Annotated in this window: 11 protein-coding genes; 3 read left to right on the forward strand and 8 right to left on the reverse strand. The window is 45.4% G+C overall.

Going from position 1 to position 16,431, the window contains the following annotated elements; all coding sequences use genetic code 11:
• Nucleotides 1–143 precede the first annotated feature (143 nt).
• The 7 genes from QUB04_RS15445 to QUB04_RS15475 all read right to left on the reverse strand — a co-directional run bounded on the left by QUB04_RS15445 (nucleotide 144) and on the right by QUB04_RS15475 (nucleotide 7,643).
• Nucleotides 144–2,147 carry an ABC transporter ATP-binding protein gene (locus tag QUB04_RS15445; protein WP_333285553.1) on the reverse strand — a complete coding sequence of 668 codons (2,004 nt, stop codon included), beginning with the start codon at nucleotides 2,145–2,147 and terminating at the stop codon, nucleotides 144–146.
• A 92-nt stretch (nucleotides 2,148–2,239) separates the two neighbouring features.
• Nucleotides 2,240–3,391, reverse strand: coding sequence for a glycosyltransferase family 4 protein (locus tag QUB04_RS15450; protein ID WP_333285554.1), 1,152 nt, complete (start codon nucleotides 3,389–3,391; stop codon nucleotides 2,240–2,242).
• Complete coding sequence (locus QUB04_RS15455; protein ID WP_333285556.1) at nucleotides 3,388–4,203, reverse strand: class I SAM-dependent methyltransferase; 816 nt, start codon at nucleotides 4,201–4,203, stop codon at nucleotides 3,388–3,390. Before QUB04_RS15455 ends, QUB04_RS15450 begins: the two co-directional genes overlap by 4 nt.
• 38 nt (nucleotides 4,204–4,241) lie before the next feature.
• Entirely contained in the window at nucleotides 4,242–5,078 is an 837-nt protein-coding gene (locus QUB04_RS15460) for a hypothetical protein (RefSeq protein WP_333285558.1), read from the reverse strand.
• A 135-nt stretch (nucleotides 5,079–5,213) separates the two neighbouring features.
• A complete protein-coding gene (locus QUB04_RS15465; RefSeq protein WP_333285559.1) occupies nucleotides 5,214–6,137 on the reverse strand; it encodes a hypothetical protein in 924 nt (307 codons plus the stop codon).
• 100 nt (nucleotides 6,138–6,237) lie between these two features.
• Complete coding sequence (gene galE / locus QUB04_RS15470) at nucleotides 6,238–7,239, reverse strand: UDP-glucose 4-epimerase GalE (protein WP_333285561.1); 1,002 nt, start codon at nucleotides 7,237–7,239, stop codon at nucleotides 6,238–6,240.
• 200 nt (nucleotides 7,240–7,439) lie between these two features.
• Nucleotides 7,440–7,643, reverse strand: a complete 204-nt coding sequence (locus QUB04_RS15475; RefSeq protein ID WP_333285563.1) for a hypothetical protein — start codon at nucleotides 7,641–7,643, stop codon at nucleotides 7,440–7,442.
• Nucleotides 7,644–7,878: 235 nt separating this feature from the next.
• On the opposite strand from QUB04_RS15475, the gene gloB reads away from it, so the two are divergent.
• The gene (gene gloB, locus QUB04_RS15480; RefSeq protein ID WP_333285565.1) at nucleotides 7,879–8,652 is read left to right on the forward strand and encodes a hydroxyacylglutathione hydrolase; all 774 of its coding nucleotides are present in this window, start codon (nucleotides 7,879–7,881) and stop codon (nucleotides 8,650–8,652) included.
• 101 nt (nucleotides 8,653–8,753) lie between these two features.
• Here gloB and QUB04_RS15485 read toward each other — a convergent pair whose 3' ends face one another.
• Nucleotides 8,754–9,593, reverse strand: a complete 840-nt coding sequence (locus tag QUB04_RS15485; protein WP_333285567.1) for a glycosyltransferase — start codon at nucleotides 9,591–9,593, stop codon at nucleotides 8,754–8,756.
• A 619-nt stretch (nucleotides 9,594–10,212) separates the two neighbouring features.
• Here QUB04_RS15485 and QUB04_RS15490 point away from each other — a divergent pair.
• Complete coding sequence (locus tag QUB04_RS15490; RefSeq protein WP_333285569.1) at nucleotides 10,213–15,387, forward strand: PAS domain S-box protein; 5,175 nt, start codon at nucleotides 10,213–10,215, stop codon at nucleotides 15,385–15,387.
• A 248-nt stretch (nucleotides 15,388–15,635) separates the two neighbouring features.
• Nucleotides 15,636–16,094 carry a 50S ribosomal protein L9 gene (gene rplI, locus QUB04_RS15495; protein ID WP_333108796.1) on the forward strand — a complete coding sequence of 153 codons (459 nt, stop codon included), beginning with the start codon at nucleotides 15,636–15,638 and terminating at the stop codon, nucleotides 16,092–16,094.
• Nucleotides 16,095–16,431: the final 337 nt, after the last annotated feature.

The raw sequence follows: 16,431 nt of genomic DNA on the forward strand, positions 1-16,431 counted from the left end.
TAATTAGTAATTGTTGACTGTTGATTGTTGACTGTTGACTGTTGACTGTTGACTGTTGACTAATGACTAATGACTAATGACTACTGCCAACTGCCAACTGCCAACTGCCAACTGCCAACTGCCAACTGCCAACTGCCAACTGACTACTTTTTAACTGCCTGACGCTTAATAGTCTTTTCTATAAATTCTAAAGTAGTGAAAATATTAGCAGCAGAGTGAAATGATTCTCTGATTAACTCATCTCTTTCTTCGGGAGAGTCTACCATTTCATCTACTAGCATTTTGAGGTAAGCTATCATGGGAGTCAGGCGAGTGCGAATTTCGTAAGAACCTCTAATTAGAGCTTCATCGCGAGCGGTTTCTTCGGCAAATTGCACTGAATACAAGCGAGTGTAGTAACCTCCTTTTGCTAGCAATTCTTCGTGGGAGCCCATTTCTACTACTTGTCCGCGATCGATCACGGCGATTTTGTTGGCTTTTTGGACTGTGGAGAGGCGGTGGGCGATTACCAACGTTGTGCGATCGCAGCTCAATTTCTCGATCGCCGCTTGCACATACCTTTCCGACACCGTATCCAGCGAACTCGTTGCCTCATCTAAAATTAAGATTTCCGGGTTTTGCAGCAGGGCTCTAGCAATTGAAATTCTCTGACGCTGCCCTCCCGATAAGATCACGCCCCGATCGCCAATTTGAGTCTCCAACCCATCCGGCAATAGTTGGATAAACTCGTAAGCATTCGCTCCCTTCGCCGCTTCCACAATTTCTTCCTCAGTCGCTTGGGGTCTAGCATAAGCAATATTTTCGCGCACTGAAGCATTAAACAAAAACGTATCTTGGCTAACAATACCCATCGCTTGTCTGAGACTTTTCAGCTCAAATTCGCGCAAATCCCTGCCATCGAGCGAGATATGACCTTCAGTAGGATCGTAAAATCTCGGCAGTAAATCTGCCAAAGTTGACTTGCCAGAACCCGAAGTTCCTACCAAAGCCAAAGTAGTGCCGTGAGGTAGAAATAAATCAATTCCTTGCAAAACTAAATTTTTGTGGTTAGGATAACTAAAAGATATTTTATTAAAATGAATTCCCGATCGCAAATGAGTGTAAGGCACAGAACCGTTGAGCATAAATGGCTTGTCCTCGCAGCTCAAAAAATCATTAACCACCTCTACACTAGCCGATGTATTAGCAAATTGACTGCGCCCGCTATTCAACTGTGAAATTAAAGGAATTAACCTAAAAAGTACCAATAAGTAGGTTAATAAAATTGTAGCAATAGACTCTATCTCATTCGCAAATATTGTGCGACCTATAAATACAATCAAAATTATAACTATCAAATTAACAACTTCGTTAATTGGGGCGATCGCCGCATAATTTACCTGAGCCTGAAAATCCGCTTGTTCTCGCCTTTGAATTAAATGCTTGATCCGCTGATACTCCCTTTCCTCGTTCCCCGTTGACTTGACCAGCCGAATCCCCGTAATGGTTTCGAGCACCCTAACCGAATAATCTTTCGACATTTCAGAAAGCAGGTGGCCAAAATGCTTGGAACGGTTAATAATATATTGATTTGCCCAAGCAACTAACGCCAGCAAAACTGTAGCTGTCACCGTCAGTTTCCACGAGATAGAAAGTAGCAAACCCACAAGAACCAAAACCGTGATTGACGTAGTAAACATTCCGATGGCCGTACCAACTGCACTAGCAGTCCGACCAATCTCTCCGCCCAATCTATTAATTAAATCCCCGACTTTAGTTTTCGAGTAAAAATCTAGATCTACTTCTAACAACAACCGCAAACCTGCTTCTCGCAAATCAAAAGTCAGAGAGCGCGTCAGAGAAGTAGCTACTAAAGTATTGATATAACTCGCAACATTTTTAAAAAAAATTGCCAGCACTACGGCCCCGGTCATCAAGATTAAACGCTGATTTTCGGGCATTCCCTCAAAGGGATACATCAAAGTTTTAATTAGAGATGGAGCGCCGCGCAGCTCGATAGCGTGATCTAAAAAACTTAAAAGCACTGGTACAATCAGAGTAGTGCTGATACCGTTGAATAAAGCGCCAGAAAAGCCCAGCACCACAGTTAAGAGAATCCGGCCGGGATATCGTCTGGCAAATTTTAGGAGTAGCTTATTGGCAGACATGAAGCATTCCCAGCTAAACAGTACGGCATCTCAAAATCTTCTTTAATAACAGCCAGCTTTTCTTCCTCCCGTGAGTCGGTTTAAAATAACATTTACATACCTGCAATTATATCGGAAAGTATCGGTTTCATTGCTTGAATACTATATTTTTTCACACATCTTTCCCGAGCTTTCATTCCTTGTAAATTAGCCGCTGTCAAATTTTGAAATATCCATTGAATTTTTTGTGAAATTTGAGCGGGAGAACCCGGATCGACTAAATAACCCGTTCCCCCTAAAATTGCTGGAATATCCCCCACTCGCGTAGACAAAACAGGCTTAGCCATTGCCATGCCATCTGTCAGCTTGAGCGGAAACTGAGCCACGGCTGTGAGAGTTTCTCGCTGAGGAACAACGACAACATGAGCCGCAGCTACAACCGACGGCATCGTCTCCACTGGAAACCTTGGCAGTTTAATAATCCAACGCCCCCATTGTTTCACAAGTTTATCATCATAATCATCATAAGGACTCCCGCCGACGATCGCTAATTTTAAATCGGCTTCATTTAACTGTTCGAGGGCCATCAAAACATCCTCAACACCTTTGTGAGGTCGCGGCGCACCGGGAAACATTAAGATTCTATACCCGGACAAGCCGTAACGCTGTCTGCTCAATTCAGGATTGTATTTAGCAGGGTCGAACATTGCAGTATCCTTACCATTAGGCAAATATACACCACCAAAACGCTGTTTTAAAAACTCAGTATCAACGGTGACTGCATCCGCACGGTGAATGAGACTTTCCATCCACTTGAGATAGAGGGGATGATCTGGTTCTCTCAATTGACCGTTGTGTTTAAAAATATCTCGATAAAGTTGTTTGAAAGAGGGACGGTATTGCCATTCATCTCCCCCGTACCAGCTCAGTTCCCAGTCGTCTATATCTAAAATTATAGAGTGGCGGGTCGCCAGTTTTTTTAGCAGCGATAAACCCAAGCTTGTAGGTTTAGGTTTGACTGCATAAATAATATCCCCATCTATTTTTTTCCAAAGTTTTTGAGCATCCATTAAAAACCCCGGATAATTTTGAGCAGGTATCGCACATACCGGGATGTCTCTGGGAGGAATAGCATACAATTCCTTGCCAAACTGAAATCCCACTACTTCTACATCACATTTAAGCTCGATCAAGACTTGAGCTAAAAGAAAAGCACGAATTGCACCTCCTCCTGACAAATCGCTCACTACTAATGAAACTTTCACTTGATAAAATTTTTCAAAAAAAGTTGCTTTATTTTCCTACTTAACCGGGATTTTGTCAAGGGTAGCAAAGCAAAAAATACTTTTTTTAGGGAAATTCTCGGATCTTTTAAGGCTAAAGCATCTTTGATTTCTTGTCTTAAATTGCTGGCTGCTGATGCCGTTCGCAAATAAAGCTGCGGATGAATTAAGGAAAGCTGAAAAATGTTAGTTCCAGCGGCCTCTTTTTGCAAGACAGGATTCGTGGTTAAATATTCGGCCTGGGCAAATATAAGTATATTCTGGGCGTAGTACCATTTAACTCGATCGTTTTGCCATATTTTATTTCTCACGCAGTCAATCGCCACATATCCTTGCTCTTGAAATAGTTTCGCCCAATAGTCGGGCCACTGTTCATTTACGTGATTTGTTCCCCCTTGAAATGGTACTGCGGCAGAGAATAAAATAACTGGGCCCAGCTTAACTAAAGACTCTACAAATATGGGGGCGCACTCAGAGGGCAAGTGTTCTGCCACTTCTAAGGAAACAACTAAATCAAATTGTTTTTTAATGGGCAAAGGCTGGTTTAAATCTAATGCTAAAAAGTTAGCATCGGGGATTTCTAGCATTTTGGGATCTACCCAATCACCATCGATTCCCAAAATATCTTCAACGCCGAATTCTTTGAAGGCTGACAGCCAAGTTCCCGTGCCGCAACCGACATCAATTACTCGCTTGGGTTGCACGAATTGCCAAAGGATAGGGATAATTTCTTTGGCTGATTCTTGGGATGTTTTTTGCAAGTATTGATAGAGTTCTTCAGTATAATGTGGCACAACAGGTAGGATTGAAATATTGAATAAATTAGTAAGACTTATTTTAAACGCCAGGGGTTGTTAAGTTGATTTGGTAAAAATATTTGGGCAGTGCGATCGACTATTCTAGTAAAGAGCGATCGCGTCACGTTCTTCGCGTACTGAGGGCGGTAAGGATAAGTGCAGTGCATTACTTTAATCGGTTTGTCGATCGTATAAACATCTTTCCACTTATCCAAGTAGTTGTAAACCGGGGACAAAGTTGTCATTTTCGGTTTCACTGATTCAACAGCAGCCGCAAAAGCGCCCTGGTCTTTTAACAGTAGCACATTTTGATGCGCCACTACCATCTCGAAATATTTCTTAAAGTTGGTGAACAATTCCTGAGTTTTACTGCTTTTCGTAAAAGCGATAAATCCGCCATTGTATTGAATGCTATTTTCATTTAGCGGCAACCCGACAGACTGCAAAGTTGACAGAATATCCTGCTTGACTCTTAATAAATTTGCCGCTTTAGCAATCGCCGGCTGCACATCTTCCGTCACCAACAAATCCACCCCATCAAGAAAATCAAACACCTCATCTATTGGCGACAGCAAACAAATATCACAATCCATATAAATAGTTTTCTCAAACAGAGATTCCCGGTACAAAGCCAGCTTAGCTAGCCGCGACGCCAAAACAGGATTTTCGTGAGAGGGTGCAGGTTTCAATATGACATTTCCGAACACCTGAAGTAAAGGATATAAAATTTGAGGAACTCTATCTATTAAAATAATAATGGGTTCCCGGTGAAACTTCCTAACAGACGCCAGAAAATGAACGCAATCCTGGAAAGAGTAAAGACCGGTTAAAATAGTGATAAATCCCTTGACTGCTAATTTATTTGAATTCATTAATTTACTTATTGATTTACTTATAGCAGTTCTCAAGCGTGGTGAGGTATGCCCTATGCCCTATGCCCTATGCCCTATGCCCTATGCCCCATGCACGTCGGGTACGTCATGTTACTGAGAAAGGCTATATTTCTCTCAGTGTGTCCACTCCCAAAAGCTCTCACTCCAGTCATCTCGTTCGTGAAAAAGCCCTTGCCATTCATAAAAATGTACAAAATCTTTCAGGTTAATTGTTTTATTGACATTGCGGATCATATAAAGAGGTTTATCTCCATAACAAGAAGCCCACATAGTATAACTGCTAGGCGGCCCGACAACATAGTCGCACTCAGCCAAAGCATACATATCTTCAATTAAATGACCGCTGCCAAATCCCCAGTTAAAATTATCAAATAAACTGGGATTTTGCGGAATATTAGAACAAATCAAAAACTTGATTTTTTTGCCTTCAAATAGCCTTAGCACAGAATTCATGACTTCTAAATATTGCTCAGTGGTGTAAAAGTATCTCCCCTTTTGATGCTGAGCATAATCCCCTTGACGGATGTGAATTCCGACGACGTGATCAGAGTTATTTTTTAAAGTCAATATCAAACGATCTACATTGATTCTATATCGCTCTAATGGTGCAAAGTATGCTCTAATCGGGCCGGCGTACTTGTGTAAATAGGGGACATCTTCTACAAACCAGCCATCTCGAAATAGCCAGCCTTGAAAACAAACTATTGAACCCTGCTTGATTTGTTCTATCTCCTGATATTTGACCCAACTAAAAGGTTCTTTTCGGGTTATTTCTTGCGTTTTTAATATTTTTTTGTTTCTTAAACAGTTAATAAAATTATAATATTTGCTTCTGACAAACTTGTTGCCTGGTGCGGTAAAATAGGGAGGAGGATAACAACACAAAAAATCCCCAGCGGTTCCCACAAAGAATTCTGCATATTCGTCAAAAGCAGGATTGAGAACAGTCAAATTATGCTCGCTCGCCCAAGCAATGAAATTAGCAAAAAGCAGCAGCCGGTTGCCTAGCTGTCCCGATTTAGCAGATATTATTAGCATATTGTATTTTTGGGGCGGGCGGGACGCCCAACCCTACTCCCCACAATAATTTCCTCAAACTTGGCTGTAATGGTAAGGTGCGCCCAGCGCACCTTAAAGACTAAGAGTTGTGGCGTTTTTGGTGCCACTGCCAAGCATGGGAGATAATGTTCTTAATGTCGGGATATTCAGGAGACCAACCCAAGATTTCGATCGCCTTTTTGCTGCTGCCAACCAAAGAAGGCGGGTCTCCCGGACGCCGTTCACGCTCAACAGCTTTAATCTCTTTTCCCGTCACTTGGCGAGCCGCTTCTATCACCTCTTTCACCGAAAACCCGCCGCCGTTGCCCAAATTAAAGAAATCAGATTTGCCACCATTTAGCAAATATTCTAATCCCAAAATGTGAGCAGATGCCAAATCGTTAACGTGAATGTAATCCCGGATGCAAGTACCGTCAGGAGTATCGTAATCCGTGCCAAAAATCGCGATCGAATCTCGTTTCCCCAAAGCCGCGAACAACACCAGCGGGATCAGGTGAGTTTCTGGATTGTGATCCTCTCCCAACAACCCGTTCGGATCGGCCCCAGCCGCGTTAAAATAGCGGAAACAAACAGACTTGAAATCATACGCCGCGTCAAAATCCGACAAAATCCGTTCTACCATTAACTTAGTAGCACCGTAGGGATTGATCGGGTTTTGTGGGTGGTCTTCTGTGAGCGGAATTTTCTGCGGTACACCGTAAGTCGCGCAAGTAGAAGAAAACACAAATTTCTTCACCCCAGCAGCGATCATTGCTTCCAAAAGCGTAATAGTGCCGATGACATTGTTGCGATAATATTTAGCTGGGTCGGTAACAGATTCGCCCACGTAAGCGTAAGCAGAAAAGTGCATTACCGCATCAATCTTGTGCGTAGCAAACAAGTTGTCTAGAAGAGTGCGATCGTTCGTATCGCCAACTACCAACTCGACCTGCAAAGCCTGATCTACTATATCTCTGTGACCGTAAACTAAATTATCCAAAATCACCACACCGTAACCGGCGTTTTTCAGCGCTAATACCGCGTGAGAGCCAATATATCCAGCTCCGCCCGTCACCAAAATAGTTTGTTTTTCTGAACTCATTTTCTTCTGCCTGTTTTTGTAGCTGGGATTGCCAAGAGCCTTGTTACTTTGAGACTTCCACATCAGACGCTTTCACACTCCGCGTGAGCCGGAGAATTCAAGCGAAATATATAGGCTTTGCTGTGCCCGACGGGACGATCGCACTCCTAAAAAACGCTTTTTACACTCCAGATAGATGCTGACTGTGCAAGTCTTTCTGTTCACTCGATAAACTTGAGGCGACCAATTTGGATATAATCAAATATCCGATTGATTTGATGTCGATCCTCTTCTGAAATTTTATCATCTGACAGGATAGCAGAAGTCAAAACTAAGTGTTCCCTGCGAGTGATCTTCCCAGACGCTACAATCCGATCGACTTTTTGAGAAATTGTTAAGTTCGATTTGTTGTGAGATGTTCGCATTTATTCGATCGCTTGTATGCTAAAATAATTAAAGCCGATTGCACTTATTAACCCAAAAATGGTGCGTACCCGACCGTAAATCAATTTGGTCAACAGCAGAAATAACGTATCAGAAACGTATCAGAGTTTTACTTCCCAAGATAGATATGCGGACTTAATAAATCTGCAATCAGCCTTCGGATAGCGTTCAGACTAACTTAATTATATAATATTTTTCCGAGAGAGGCACTTTTCTATGCAGGTTTATCGGCTTCCGGTACTGTCCGACAATTACATTTTCTTGCTGCACGACCCCGATCGCCACACAGCAGCAGTCGTCGATCCAGCGCAAGCAGAGCCGGTCTTGCAGCAACTGATCTCGCTCGGAGCCGAATTAACAGCAATTTTCAATACGCACCACCACAGCGACCACGTAGGCGGCAACCAGCAACTGATCGATCGCTTTCCCCAAATTAAAGTTTACGGCGGCGCAGAAGACCGAGGCAGAATACCCGGACAGCAAGTGTTTTTACAAGCGGGCGATCGAGTTTCTTTCGCCAACAGAACCGCCGAAGTCTTCTTCCTACCAGGCCACACAAAAGCTCACATCGCCTACTATTTCCCCCCCAACAACCCCAGCGAAACCGGCGAATTGTTCTGCGGCGACACCTTATTTGCTGGAGGCTGCGGCAGGCTCAAAGAAGGCACTCCCGCCCAAATGTTAGCCTCTCTGCGGCAACTGCGAAACTTGCCCGATAGTACGAGAGTCTGGTGCGCCCACGAATACACGCTGAACAACCTGCAATTTGCCTTGAGTGTGGATGGCGACAATCCCGATTTACAGCAGCGCTTCGCCGAAGTCAAGGAAGCCCGCAGTCGATCGCAACCTACAATACCATCATCGATCGGCCTGGAAAAAAGCACAAACCCATTTTTGCGCTGGGATTTTCCCAACCTCCAATCAGCCGCCAACACCCGCGATCCAGTGCAAACCTTCGCTCGATTGCGCGGCATGAAAGACCAATTTTGACCGAAAGCATCCAGGATACAAGCCCCCGGATTCATCCGTGGGGTCAATGCTTCAATTCTAAAATCTAAAATCTAAAATCTAAAATCTAAAATCGATTGACCTTAACGTTTTTGTTGTTTCAGGTAACTCTTAAACTTGAGTATCGGTTCGCTCAACCATCGGTCAAGTCGTTTGTATTTTAGGTGAAAGCTCGACAGCCCCTTAAACTTATTGGGGATTTTTTCCAGTTCGTCCTTAAACGGTGTCTGAGACAACATATCGAGCCATAATTGATTGGGGGCGGAGCTTTCCCACGGTTTCGGTCTTGACATAAAGTGCATCACTTTACTTGACAAATCATCAGTCTTGTAGTTGTTCCATATTTGGTCTAATTGCTTCCACCTTCCCACTAAAACTGAATTTAATGCACCTTGATCGCGATCGCCCCAAACGTGGGTTCTAGCATTTTGGAGCAACTTTCCCGACAGTTGCTCTTCCTCCCAAAGCTTCATGTTGTAAACTAAAACACCACTATTGAAATAAGGGTTTCGAGCTTGATAATTGTTGGGATTTCCCCAGACGTTGGCGACTGCTGCTATCGGCAGAGTTTGAAAATCTAGGTTCCACAGCGGCTTTAAGCTGCCCAGAACGATCGTATCGCTGTCGAGCCAAATCAGCCTTTCTGTTTCTTTGGTATATTTTCGAGGCTCCAATTTAACGTAAGGAAGTTTAGAACCTGATACCGAAAGAAGTTGGTCGTAATTAGATTGCAATTCTTGCCATTCAATCTGGTATTTGCAGCAATTCTGTAACTGTTCCTTTTGCGGTGAATATATCCTGGTAGATACCACGGTAATTTTGACCTGCTCCTCCCCAGATTGGCTAACATTCAGATCTACAGACTTGAGAAGTGCTGCTAACCCCAGAATATAGGTGCGATCGGCGGCTGTGAATATGTGCATAGGATTAAGTTTGTGAGATGAACGGCAAACGTGACACAAACGTTGGGACTGGAGGAAGCAGGCGACCCTGTATTGAGGTAAATGCGATCGCCCGTTTACCGTTGAGACGAACAAAATCTTGCCTAAATTTCCGGTTAGATTTACACAAAGAAACGGGGTTTCTAAGTAGGTAGGCGCAAATAAAGTTTACAATGTAACAGAATGTAAGGCGGGCGTAACAAGAGCGATTGCTTCGTTTCACTCGCTGCGAGAGAGGGCTTATGTATTTTCAAACTTCATCTACTTATTTATCTGTGTGCAAGTGCCATCTGTTCGCGCCCGAAAACGAGCAACAGCCATTGGGAATATGCAGCAACGCGAAAAATAATGAGACGGACTAACCTGGCATTTGAAACAGCCAGAAAATTCCCCGTCGCCTGTGCTGAATCCCGCAACTGGTTCAGACGTGGGACTCTACGATAAAATAAATTGTCTAGATATCGATATTACCGCAGAACGATCGACATCCATCTTAGGTTTGAAGTGTCACCCTGCTCAAATCAAAAGTTCCTCTGGTTATTTCCCTATTATTGACCGCGATTGGCTTTGCCCAAAGTAAAATGAGCGTTGTTAGAAACCGATGCAAAACCCACGCAATACTGAACCCCAAGCAAAAATCGACCCCTCTGTTTCAACGGATTCTAACAAAGCGTTCTACTCAGCCGCGCCTTTGCCAACTGATGTAGGGATGGTTCTGCAATTGGCAGATGGTAGCATTCAGGGGTGCAATTCTCACGCCCAGGAGCTGTTGGGGATGACAGCACAACAGATGCAGGGCTGCACTTCAATCAACAGTCGGTGGCAGACTCTGCATGAAGATGGCTCGGATTTTCCCGGCGAGACACATCCGGCGATGGTGGCGTTGCAAACCGGGCAACCATGCTCAAATGTCATCATGGGCTTTTATCAGCCACAGGGAAAATTGATTTGGTTGACGCTCAATTCTCAACCTTTATTTCAGGGAGATCGATCGACTCCCTATGCGGTAGTAACAACCTTCACGGAGCTCGCTCAACCTCAGCCTGAACCAGTCTGTAACGCGCCCGCGGCACAACTGTCAGACACCCTCGAAAGCATTTCGGACGGGTTTTTTACTTTGGATCGAGATTGGCGATTTACCTACCTCAATTCGCAAGCGGCGCGGTGGCTAAATCGACCCTCGAAAGATTTGATTGGCAACAACATTTGGGAAGAGTTTCCCGAATCAGCGGGCAGTTTGTTTGAGCTCGCATCTTGCACCATTCTCAAGAACGGGCAAGATGCCCGTTCCACAAAAGATGAATTTTCTTCTTGTGGAACAGGCATCTTGCCTGTTCGGGAACAAATTACGGTTAGTTTTGAATCTTTTTATCCGCCACTCAATGCTTGGTATGCGGTACGAGCCTATCCGATCGCATCGGGACTTGCCGTTTATTTTCAAGATGTGACTCAGCAGAAGGCGGATCGGGCTGATTCAATTAAACAAGCGCAAACGGCACACCAACAACTAGCAGAAATCGAGGCAATTTATGCTAGTGCGCCGATCGGACTTTGCTTTATAGATACCGAGTTGCGGTTTGTCCGCATCAACGATCGGCTAGCAGAAATTAACGGAGTTCCAGCCGCCGCCCACATCGGCAAAACATTGCGCGAAATCTTGCCAGAACAAGCAGATGAGTTAGAGCCGCTTTACCGACAAGTTATTGAAACTAAAGTTCCTCTCAAACAGCTCGAAGTTCGCGGGACGAACTCAGCACAGCCGGGAGTCGATCGCGATTGGCTGTTGAGTCTCTATCCGCTGAAGGCCGAGGACGATCGCGTGCTGGGCGTGAATGTGACGGTGCTAGAAATTACCGATCGCAAAGCTACCAAAAAAGAAATTCAAAGGCTCAACCAAGAACTAGAGCGACGAGTCAATGAACTCGAATCGATACTTGATGCTGTACCCGTCGGTATTACGATCGCCCGCGACCCACAGTGTAAAGTAATTCGCGCTAACCGATTTGCCCAGTCGATGTTGAAAGTGCCACCCGATACCAATGTTTCTGGAACCGGAGAGCAAGCTGCAGTCCTTCCCTTTAGACGACTCCGCAACGGAGAAGAAATTCCGGGAGAACAACTCCCCATGCAACTGGCCGTGGCTTCCGGCGTCGAAGTGCGAGATGTGGAAATTCAAATGGTGCGATCGGACGGGGTAGCCTTTGATTGGTTGGTGAATGCGGTGCCGTTATTTGACGAACAGGGCGCAGTTCGTGGCTGTGTGGCGGCCTTTATGGATATTAGCGATCGCAAACAAGCTCTTGCTGCTTTGGGTCGTTCCGAGGAACGCTACCGCACTTTGTTTGAGTCCCTAGACGAAGGCTTTTGCATCATCGAAATGCTGTTTGACGAAAACGACAAGCCGATCGATTACCGCTTTTTAGAAGTCAATCCTGCCTTTGTGAAACAAACCGGACTCGAACAAGCTGCGGGTAAAACGATGCGACAGCTCCTTCCAAATCACGAAAATTATTGGTTTGAGATGTACGGCAAAGTCGCGCTCACGGGGGAGCCGCTGCGCTTTGAACACGGCTCGGAAGCCATGAACCGCTGGTTTGAGGTTTCGGCGTTCCGCACTCCTGAGCCGCAGAGCCGAAAAGTTGCCATACTTTTCAAAGACATCAGCGATCGCAAACAATCGGAGAATCGGCTGCAGCAACAGTCCGAGCAACTGCGGCTGTTCGTCAAACATTCGCCTGCGGGGGTGGCGATGTTTGACCGCCAGATGCGGTATATGCTGGTGAGCGACCGCTGGCTGTCAAGTTACGGGCTCGGCACTCAAAACATTGTGGGCCGATCGCATTACGACATCTTTCCCAATTTGCCCGATCGTTTCAAACAAATCCACCAGCGCTGTCTGGCGGGAGCAGTCGAAATCTGCCAAGAAGATCAGTTTCCCCGCCCTGATGGCTTAATCGACTGGGTGCGCGGGGAAATTCACCCTTGGCGAACCAACACCAATGAGATTGGCGGCATCATGATTTTTTGCGAAATCATCACCGATCGCAAAAACGCTGAACTCGCGCTCTCTGCGGCCAACCAACAAGTCAGCAATATTATAGAAAGTATTACCGATGCCTTTATCGCGATCGATTCACAATCGCGCTATACCTACGTTAATGCCACCGCAGAAAAACTGCTTTCTCGTTCGAGAAACGAGTTGTTAGGTCGATCAATTTGGGAGCTATTCCCCGCCGAGAAAGAATCCAATTCGAGGGTATATCAAGAATTTAATCGAGTCGTTAACGAGCAAGTTTCTGTCAAGTTTGAAGAGTTCTCGCCCTCGCTCCAGATGTATATAGAAGTAAGCGCATATCCAGCGGCAGAAGGACTTACGGCTTATTGGAGCGATATTAGCGATCGCAAACGCACGGAAGAAGAACTGCGGCAAAAGAATGCGATTTTGAACGTGATTAACGAGTCAGCACCCACGCCAATTTTTGTCAAAAATCGAGAAGGACAGATTATTTATGCCAATCCAGCCACGCTGGAAATAATGGGCAAATCTGCTTCTGAAGTAATTGGTGGTCGCGATATCGATTTATACCCAGTAACAGAACTTGCAGTCACAGTCACGGAAAACGATCGGCGTATTATGGAATCCGGTCAAACAGAAGTCCTCGAAGAATCTCACGATGGCATTCGGACATTTCTGGTAATGAAAGCTCCCTACCGCAATCAGGCGGGAGAAGTCATCGGCTTGATTGGCATCTCCAGCGAAATCACCAATCGCAAACGAGCCGAAGTCGCCATGCAAGAACAAACTAAGTTACTGCAAGTCATCATTGACAGCATTGGCGATGGTTTAATTTTGGCCAACCAACAAGCGGAGTTTGTGTTGTTTAACCGAGCCGCCGTAGGAATATTCGGTCAGCTATCGAATGAAAAATCTTGTGAGGAATGGTCGAGCACTTACGGACTATTTTTGGCAGATAAAAAAACCCTCTTCCCCGCCGCTGAACTACCTCTAGTCAGAGCAATCAAAGGTGAATATGTCAATGATGTAGAGGTATTTGTCCGCCGCGAAGATTCCGAAGAGCGCTGGATCAGTATCAGCGGTTATCCGGTAGTTGATACTAGCAACGAAATCAAAGGTGGAGTGATTGTCTGTCGCGATATCACAGAACGCAAACAAGCTTTATCAGCGCTGCAAGAAAGCGAAGAACGATTCCGCACTATGGCTAACAATGCTCCTTTTATGGTCTGGGTAACAGACTCCACAGGCTATTGCACTTTCTTGAGCGAAACCTGGTATGGATTCACAGGTCAAACTGAGGAAACAGGTTTAGGATTGGGTTGGATAAACGCGCTGCATCCAGAAGACCGAGAACAGGTCAAGAAGGCATTTTTGACCGCCAACGAACGTCAGGAACCGTACAGCGTGGAATATCGCGTCGGGCGCAAGGATGGCGGATATTCTTGGGCGATCGATGCTGCGGCTCCCAGATTTTCCGAAAGGGGACAATTTGAGGGTTATATCGGCTCTGTAATCGACATTACAGAACGCAAACAAGTGGAAACCGAGCGCGATATGGTTCTCCAATTAGAACAAACTGCCCGCGCCGAAGCCGAGCGAGCTAACCGCATTAAAGACGAGTTTCTGGCGGTGCTTTCTCATGAGTTGCGATCGCCTCTGAATCCGATTTTAGGCTGGTCGCAACTGCTCGTCGGTGGCAAGCTAAACGCGAGTCAAAGTGCCAAAGCCTTTGAGACGATCGAGCGCAACGCCCGACTGCAATCTCAATTAATCGAAGACTTGCTTGACGTGTCTCGGATTCTCCAAGGAAAACTCAGATTGAATGTTGCTCCGGTGAATCTGGCAACCATTATTCCATCTGCTGTGGAAACGGTGCAATTAGCAGCCGAAGCTAAAAAAATTCAAATCCAAACAATCTTAAATTCTGATGTCGGGCAAGTTCTCGGCGATACAAGTCGCTTGCAACAAATTGTGTGGAATTTGTTATCAAATGCGGTGAAATTTACGCCCGAAGGCGGTCGAGTAGAAGTTCGATTAGGGCAAATCGAAGACCAAGTTCAAATTCAAGTCACGGACACTGGTAAAGGCATTCTTCCCGATTTCTTGCCTTATGTTTTTGACCATTTCCGACAAGAAGATGGCGCTACAACGCGCAAATTTGGCGGCTTGGGACTGGGATTGGCGATCGTCCGCCAACTGATCGAACTTCACGGCGGAACGGTGTTTGCAGAAAGCGCAGGAGTTGGTCAAGGAGCGACGTTTACGGTGAGATTACCGCTATTAAATGATGATTCTAGAAGGCAGGAGGATGAAGCCGTCAATTCGGCTGTGAGTCCCGCTCTTTCATCCTTGCCGCTAGCTGGATTGAGGATTTTGGTGGTAGATGATGAACTCGACTCGCGAGATTTTGTGGCTTTCGTGCTTGAGGAAGCGGGTGCAGAGGTGATTTCCCTGTCATCTGCTGCTGAGGCGCTGGAGTCGATCGAACAAACTGCACCGGATTTGCTCGTCAGCGACATTGGAATGCCCGAAATGGACGGGTATATGTTGATCGAGCGCATCCGCACTCAGCTTGCGCCTGAGTATCGGCAGTTGTTGGCGATCGCCTTAACGGCCTATGCTGGAGAAGCGAACGAGCGCCAAGTTTTGCAAGCTGGATTTGACAAACACTTAGCCAAGCCGATCAATTCGACCCAGTTAGTTGCTACTGTAGCGCGATCGATCGTTGAGAGCGATCGCTCGCGACGCTTTGGTAGATAAGCTTCAAGACCAGCACATCCCCGTTTGGCAAATTTCCAACTGAATTTGCCAGTTATAAAGATATTATGCCTGTCTTCCGTCTTCCGTCTTCCGTCTTCCGTCTTCCGTCTTCCGTCTTCCGTCTTCCGTCTTCCGTCTTCCGTCTTCCTTCTTCCTTCTTCCTTCTTCCTTCTTCCTTCTCCCTTGCGATCGCCCCTCAAACTTCGCTATTATAAAAAGTTGCAGTTAAAACCCCACAACCCACGATCATGGCCAAGCGCGTTCAATTAGTTTTAAATAAAGATGTCAGCAAACTCGGCAAAGCTGGCGACGTAGTAGAAGTAGCCCCAGGCTACGCCCGCAACTATCTAGTACCCCAAGGAATGGGATTTAAAGCCACTCCGGGCATTCTCAAGCAAGCAGAGCGCCGCCGTGAAGAAGAAAGACTGCGCCAGCTAGAGCTCAAGCAGCAAGCTGAAGTCCGCAAAACCGCCCTCCAATCGGCTGGGCCTTTCATCATCTCCAAGCAAGTTGGCGAAGCAGATGCGATTTTTGGTACTGTCACCAACCAAGAAGTAGCAGAACTGATTTTCAACTCTACCAGTCAAGAAGTCGATCGGCGCGGCATCACTCTGCCCGAAATTCGCCAAACTGGTACATACAAAGCTGAAATCAAACTACACGCAGAAGTTACTGCCGAAGTTGATATTCAAGTTGTTCCGATGTAATTAAAAGTCATCAGTCATCAGTCATCAGTCATTAGTTGTTAGTCATTGGTCATTAGTCATTAGTCATTAGTCATTAGTTGTTAGTCATTAGTCATTAGTCATTAGTCCTTAGTCATTAGTCATTAGCTAAGAACTGAGTACCGCTAACTAAGAAGTGAGTAACGCTAACTAAGGACTGAGGACTGCTAACTTGCAGATTTAAAACTGACGACTAATCACGGGCAACTAATAACTATAGGATTTACGCAAAAAATGGTTTAAGCCGCTATAGGTAGGAATAAGGTGCGCCCATAAGCAGCCTACAGATATAGTTGGTGCGTAAGTCCTAAACTAATGA

Source organism: Microcoleus sp. D2_18a_B4 (assembly GCF_036702475.1).
Taxonomy (GTDB): Bacteria; Cyanobacteriota; Cyanobacteriia; order Cyanobacteriales; family Microcoleaceae; genus Microcoleus.

Excerpts from the sequence above, each read along its gene's own strand:
- QUB04_RS15445 (WP_333285553.1), bottom strand. The coding sequence starts at position 2,147 with ATGTCTGCCAATAAGCTACTCCTAAAATTTGCCAGACGATATCCCGGC.
- QUB04_RS15460 (WP_333285558.1), bottom strand. The coding sequence starts at position 5,078 with ATGAATTCAAATAAATTAGCAGTCAAGGGATTTATCACTATTTTAACC.
- QUB04_RS15465 (WP_333285559.1), bottom strand. The coding sequence starts at position 6,137 with ATGCTAATAATATCTGCTAAATCGGGACAGCTAGGCAACCGGCTGCTG.
- galE (WP_333285561.1), bottom strand. The coding sequence starts at position 7,239 with ATGAGTTCAGAAAAACAAACTATTTTGGTGACGGGCGGAGCTGGATAT.
- QUB04_RS15475 (WP_333285563.1), bottom strand. The coding sequence starts at position 7,643 with ATGCGAACATCTCACAACAAATCGAACTTAACAATTTCTCAAAAAGTC.
- gloB (WP_333285565.1), top strand. The coding sequence starts at position 7,879 with ATGCAGGTTTATCGGCTTCCGGTACTGTCCGACAATTACATTTTCTTG.
- QUB04_RS15485 (WP_333285567.1), bottom strand. The coding sequence starts at position 9,593 with ATGCACATATTCACAGCCGCCGATCGCACCTATATTCTGGGGTTAGCA.
- QUB04_RS15490 (WP_333285569.1), top strand. The coding sequence starts at position 10,213 with ATGCAAAACCCACGCAATACTGAACCCCAAGCAAAAATCGACCCCTCT.
- rplI (WP_333108796.1), top strand. The coding sequence starts at position 15,636 with ATGGCCAAGCGCGTTCAATTAGTTTTAAATAAAGATGTCAGCAAACTC.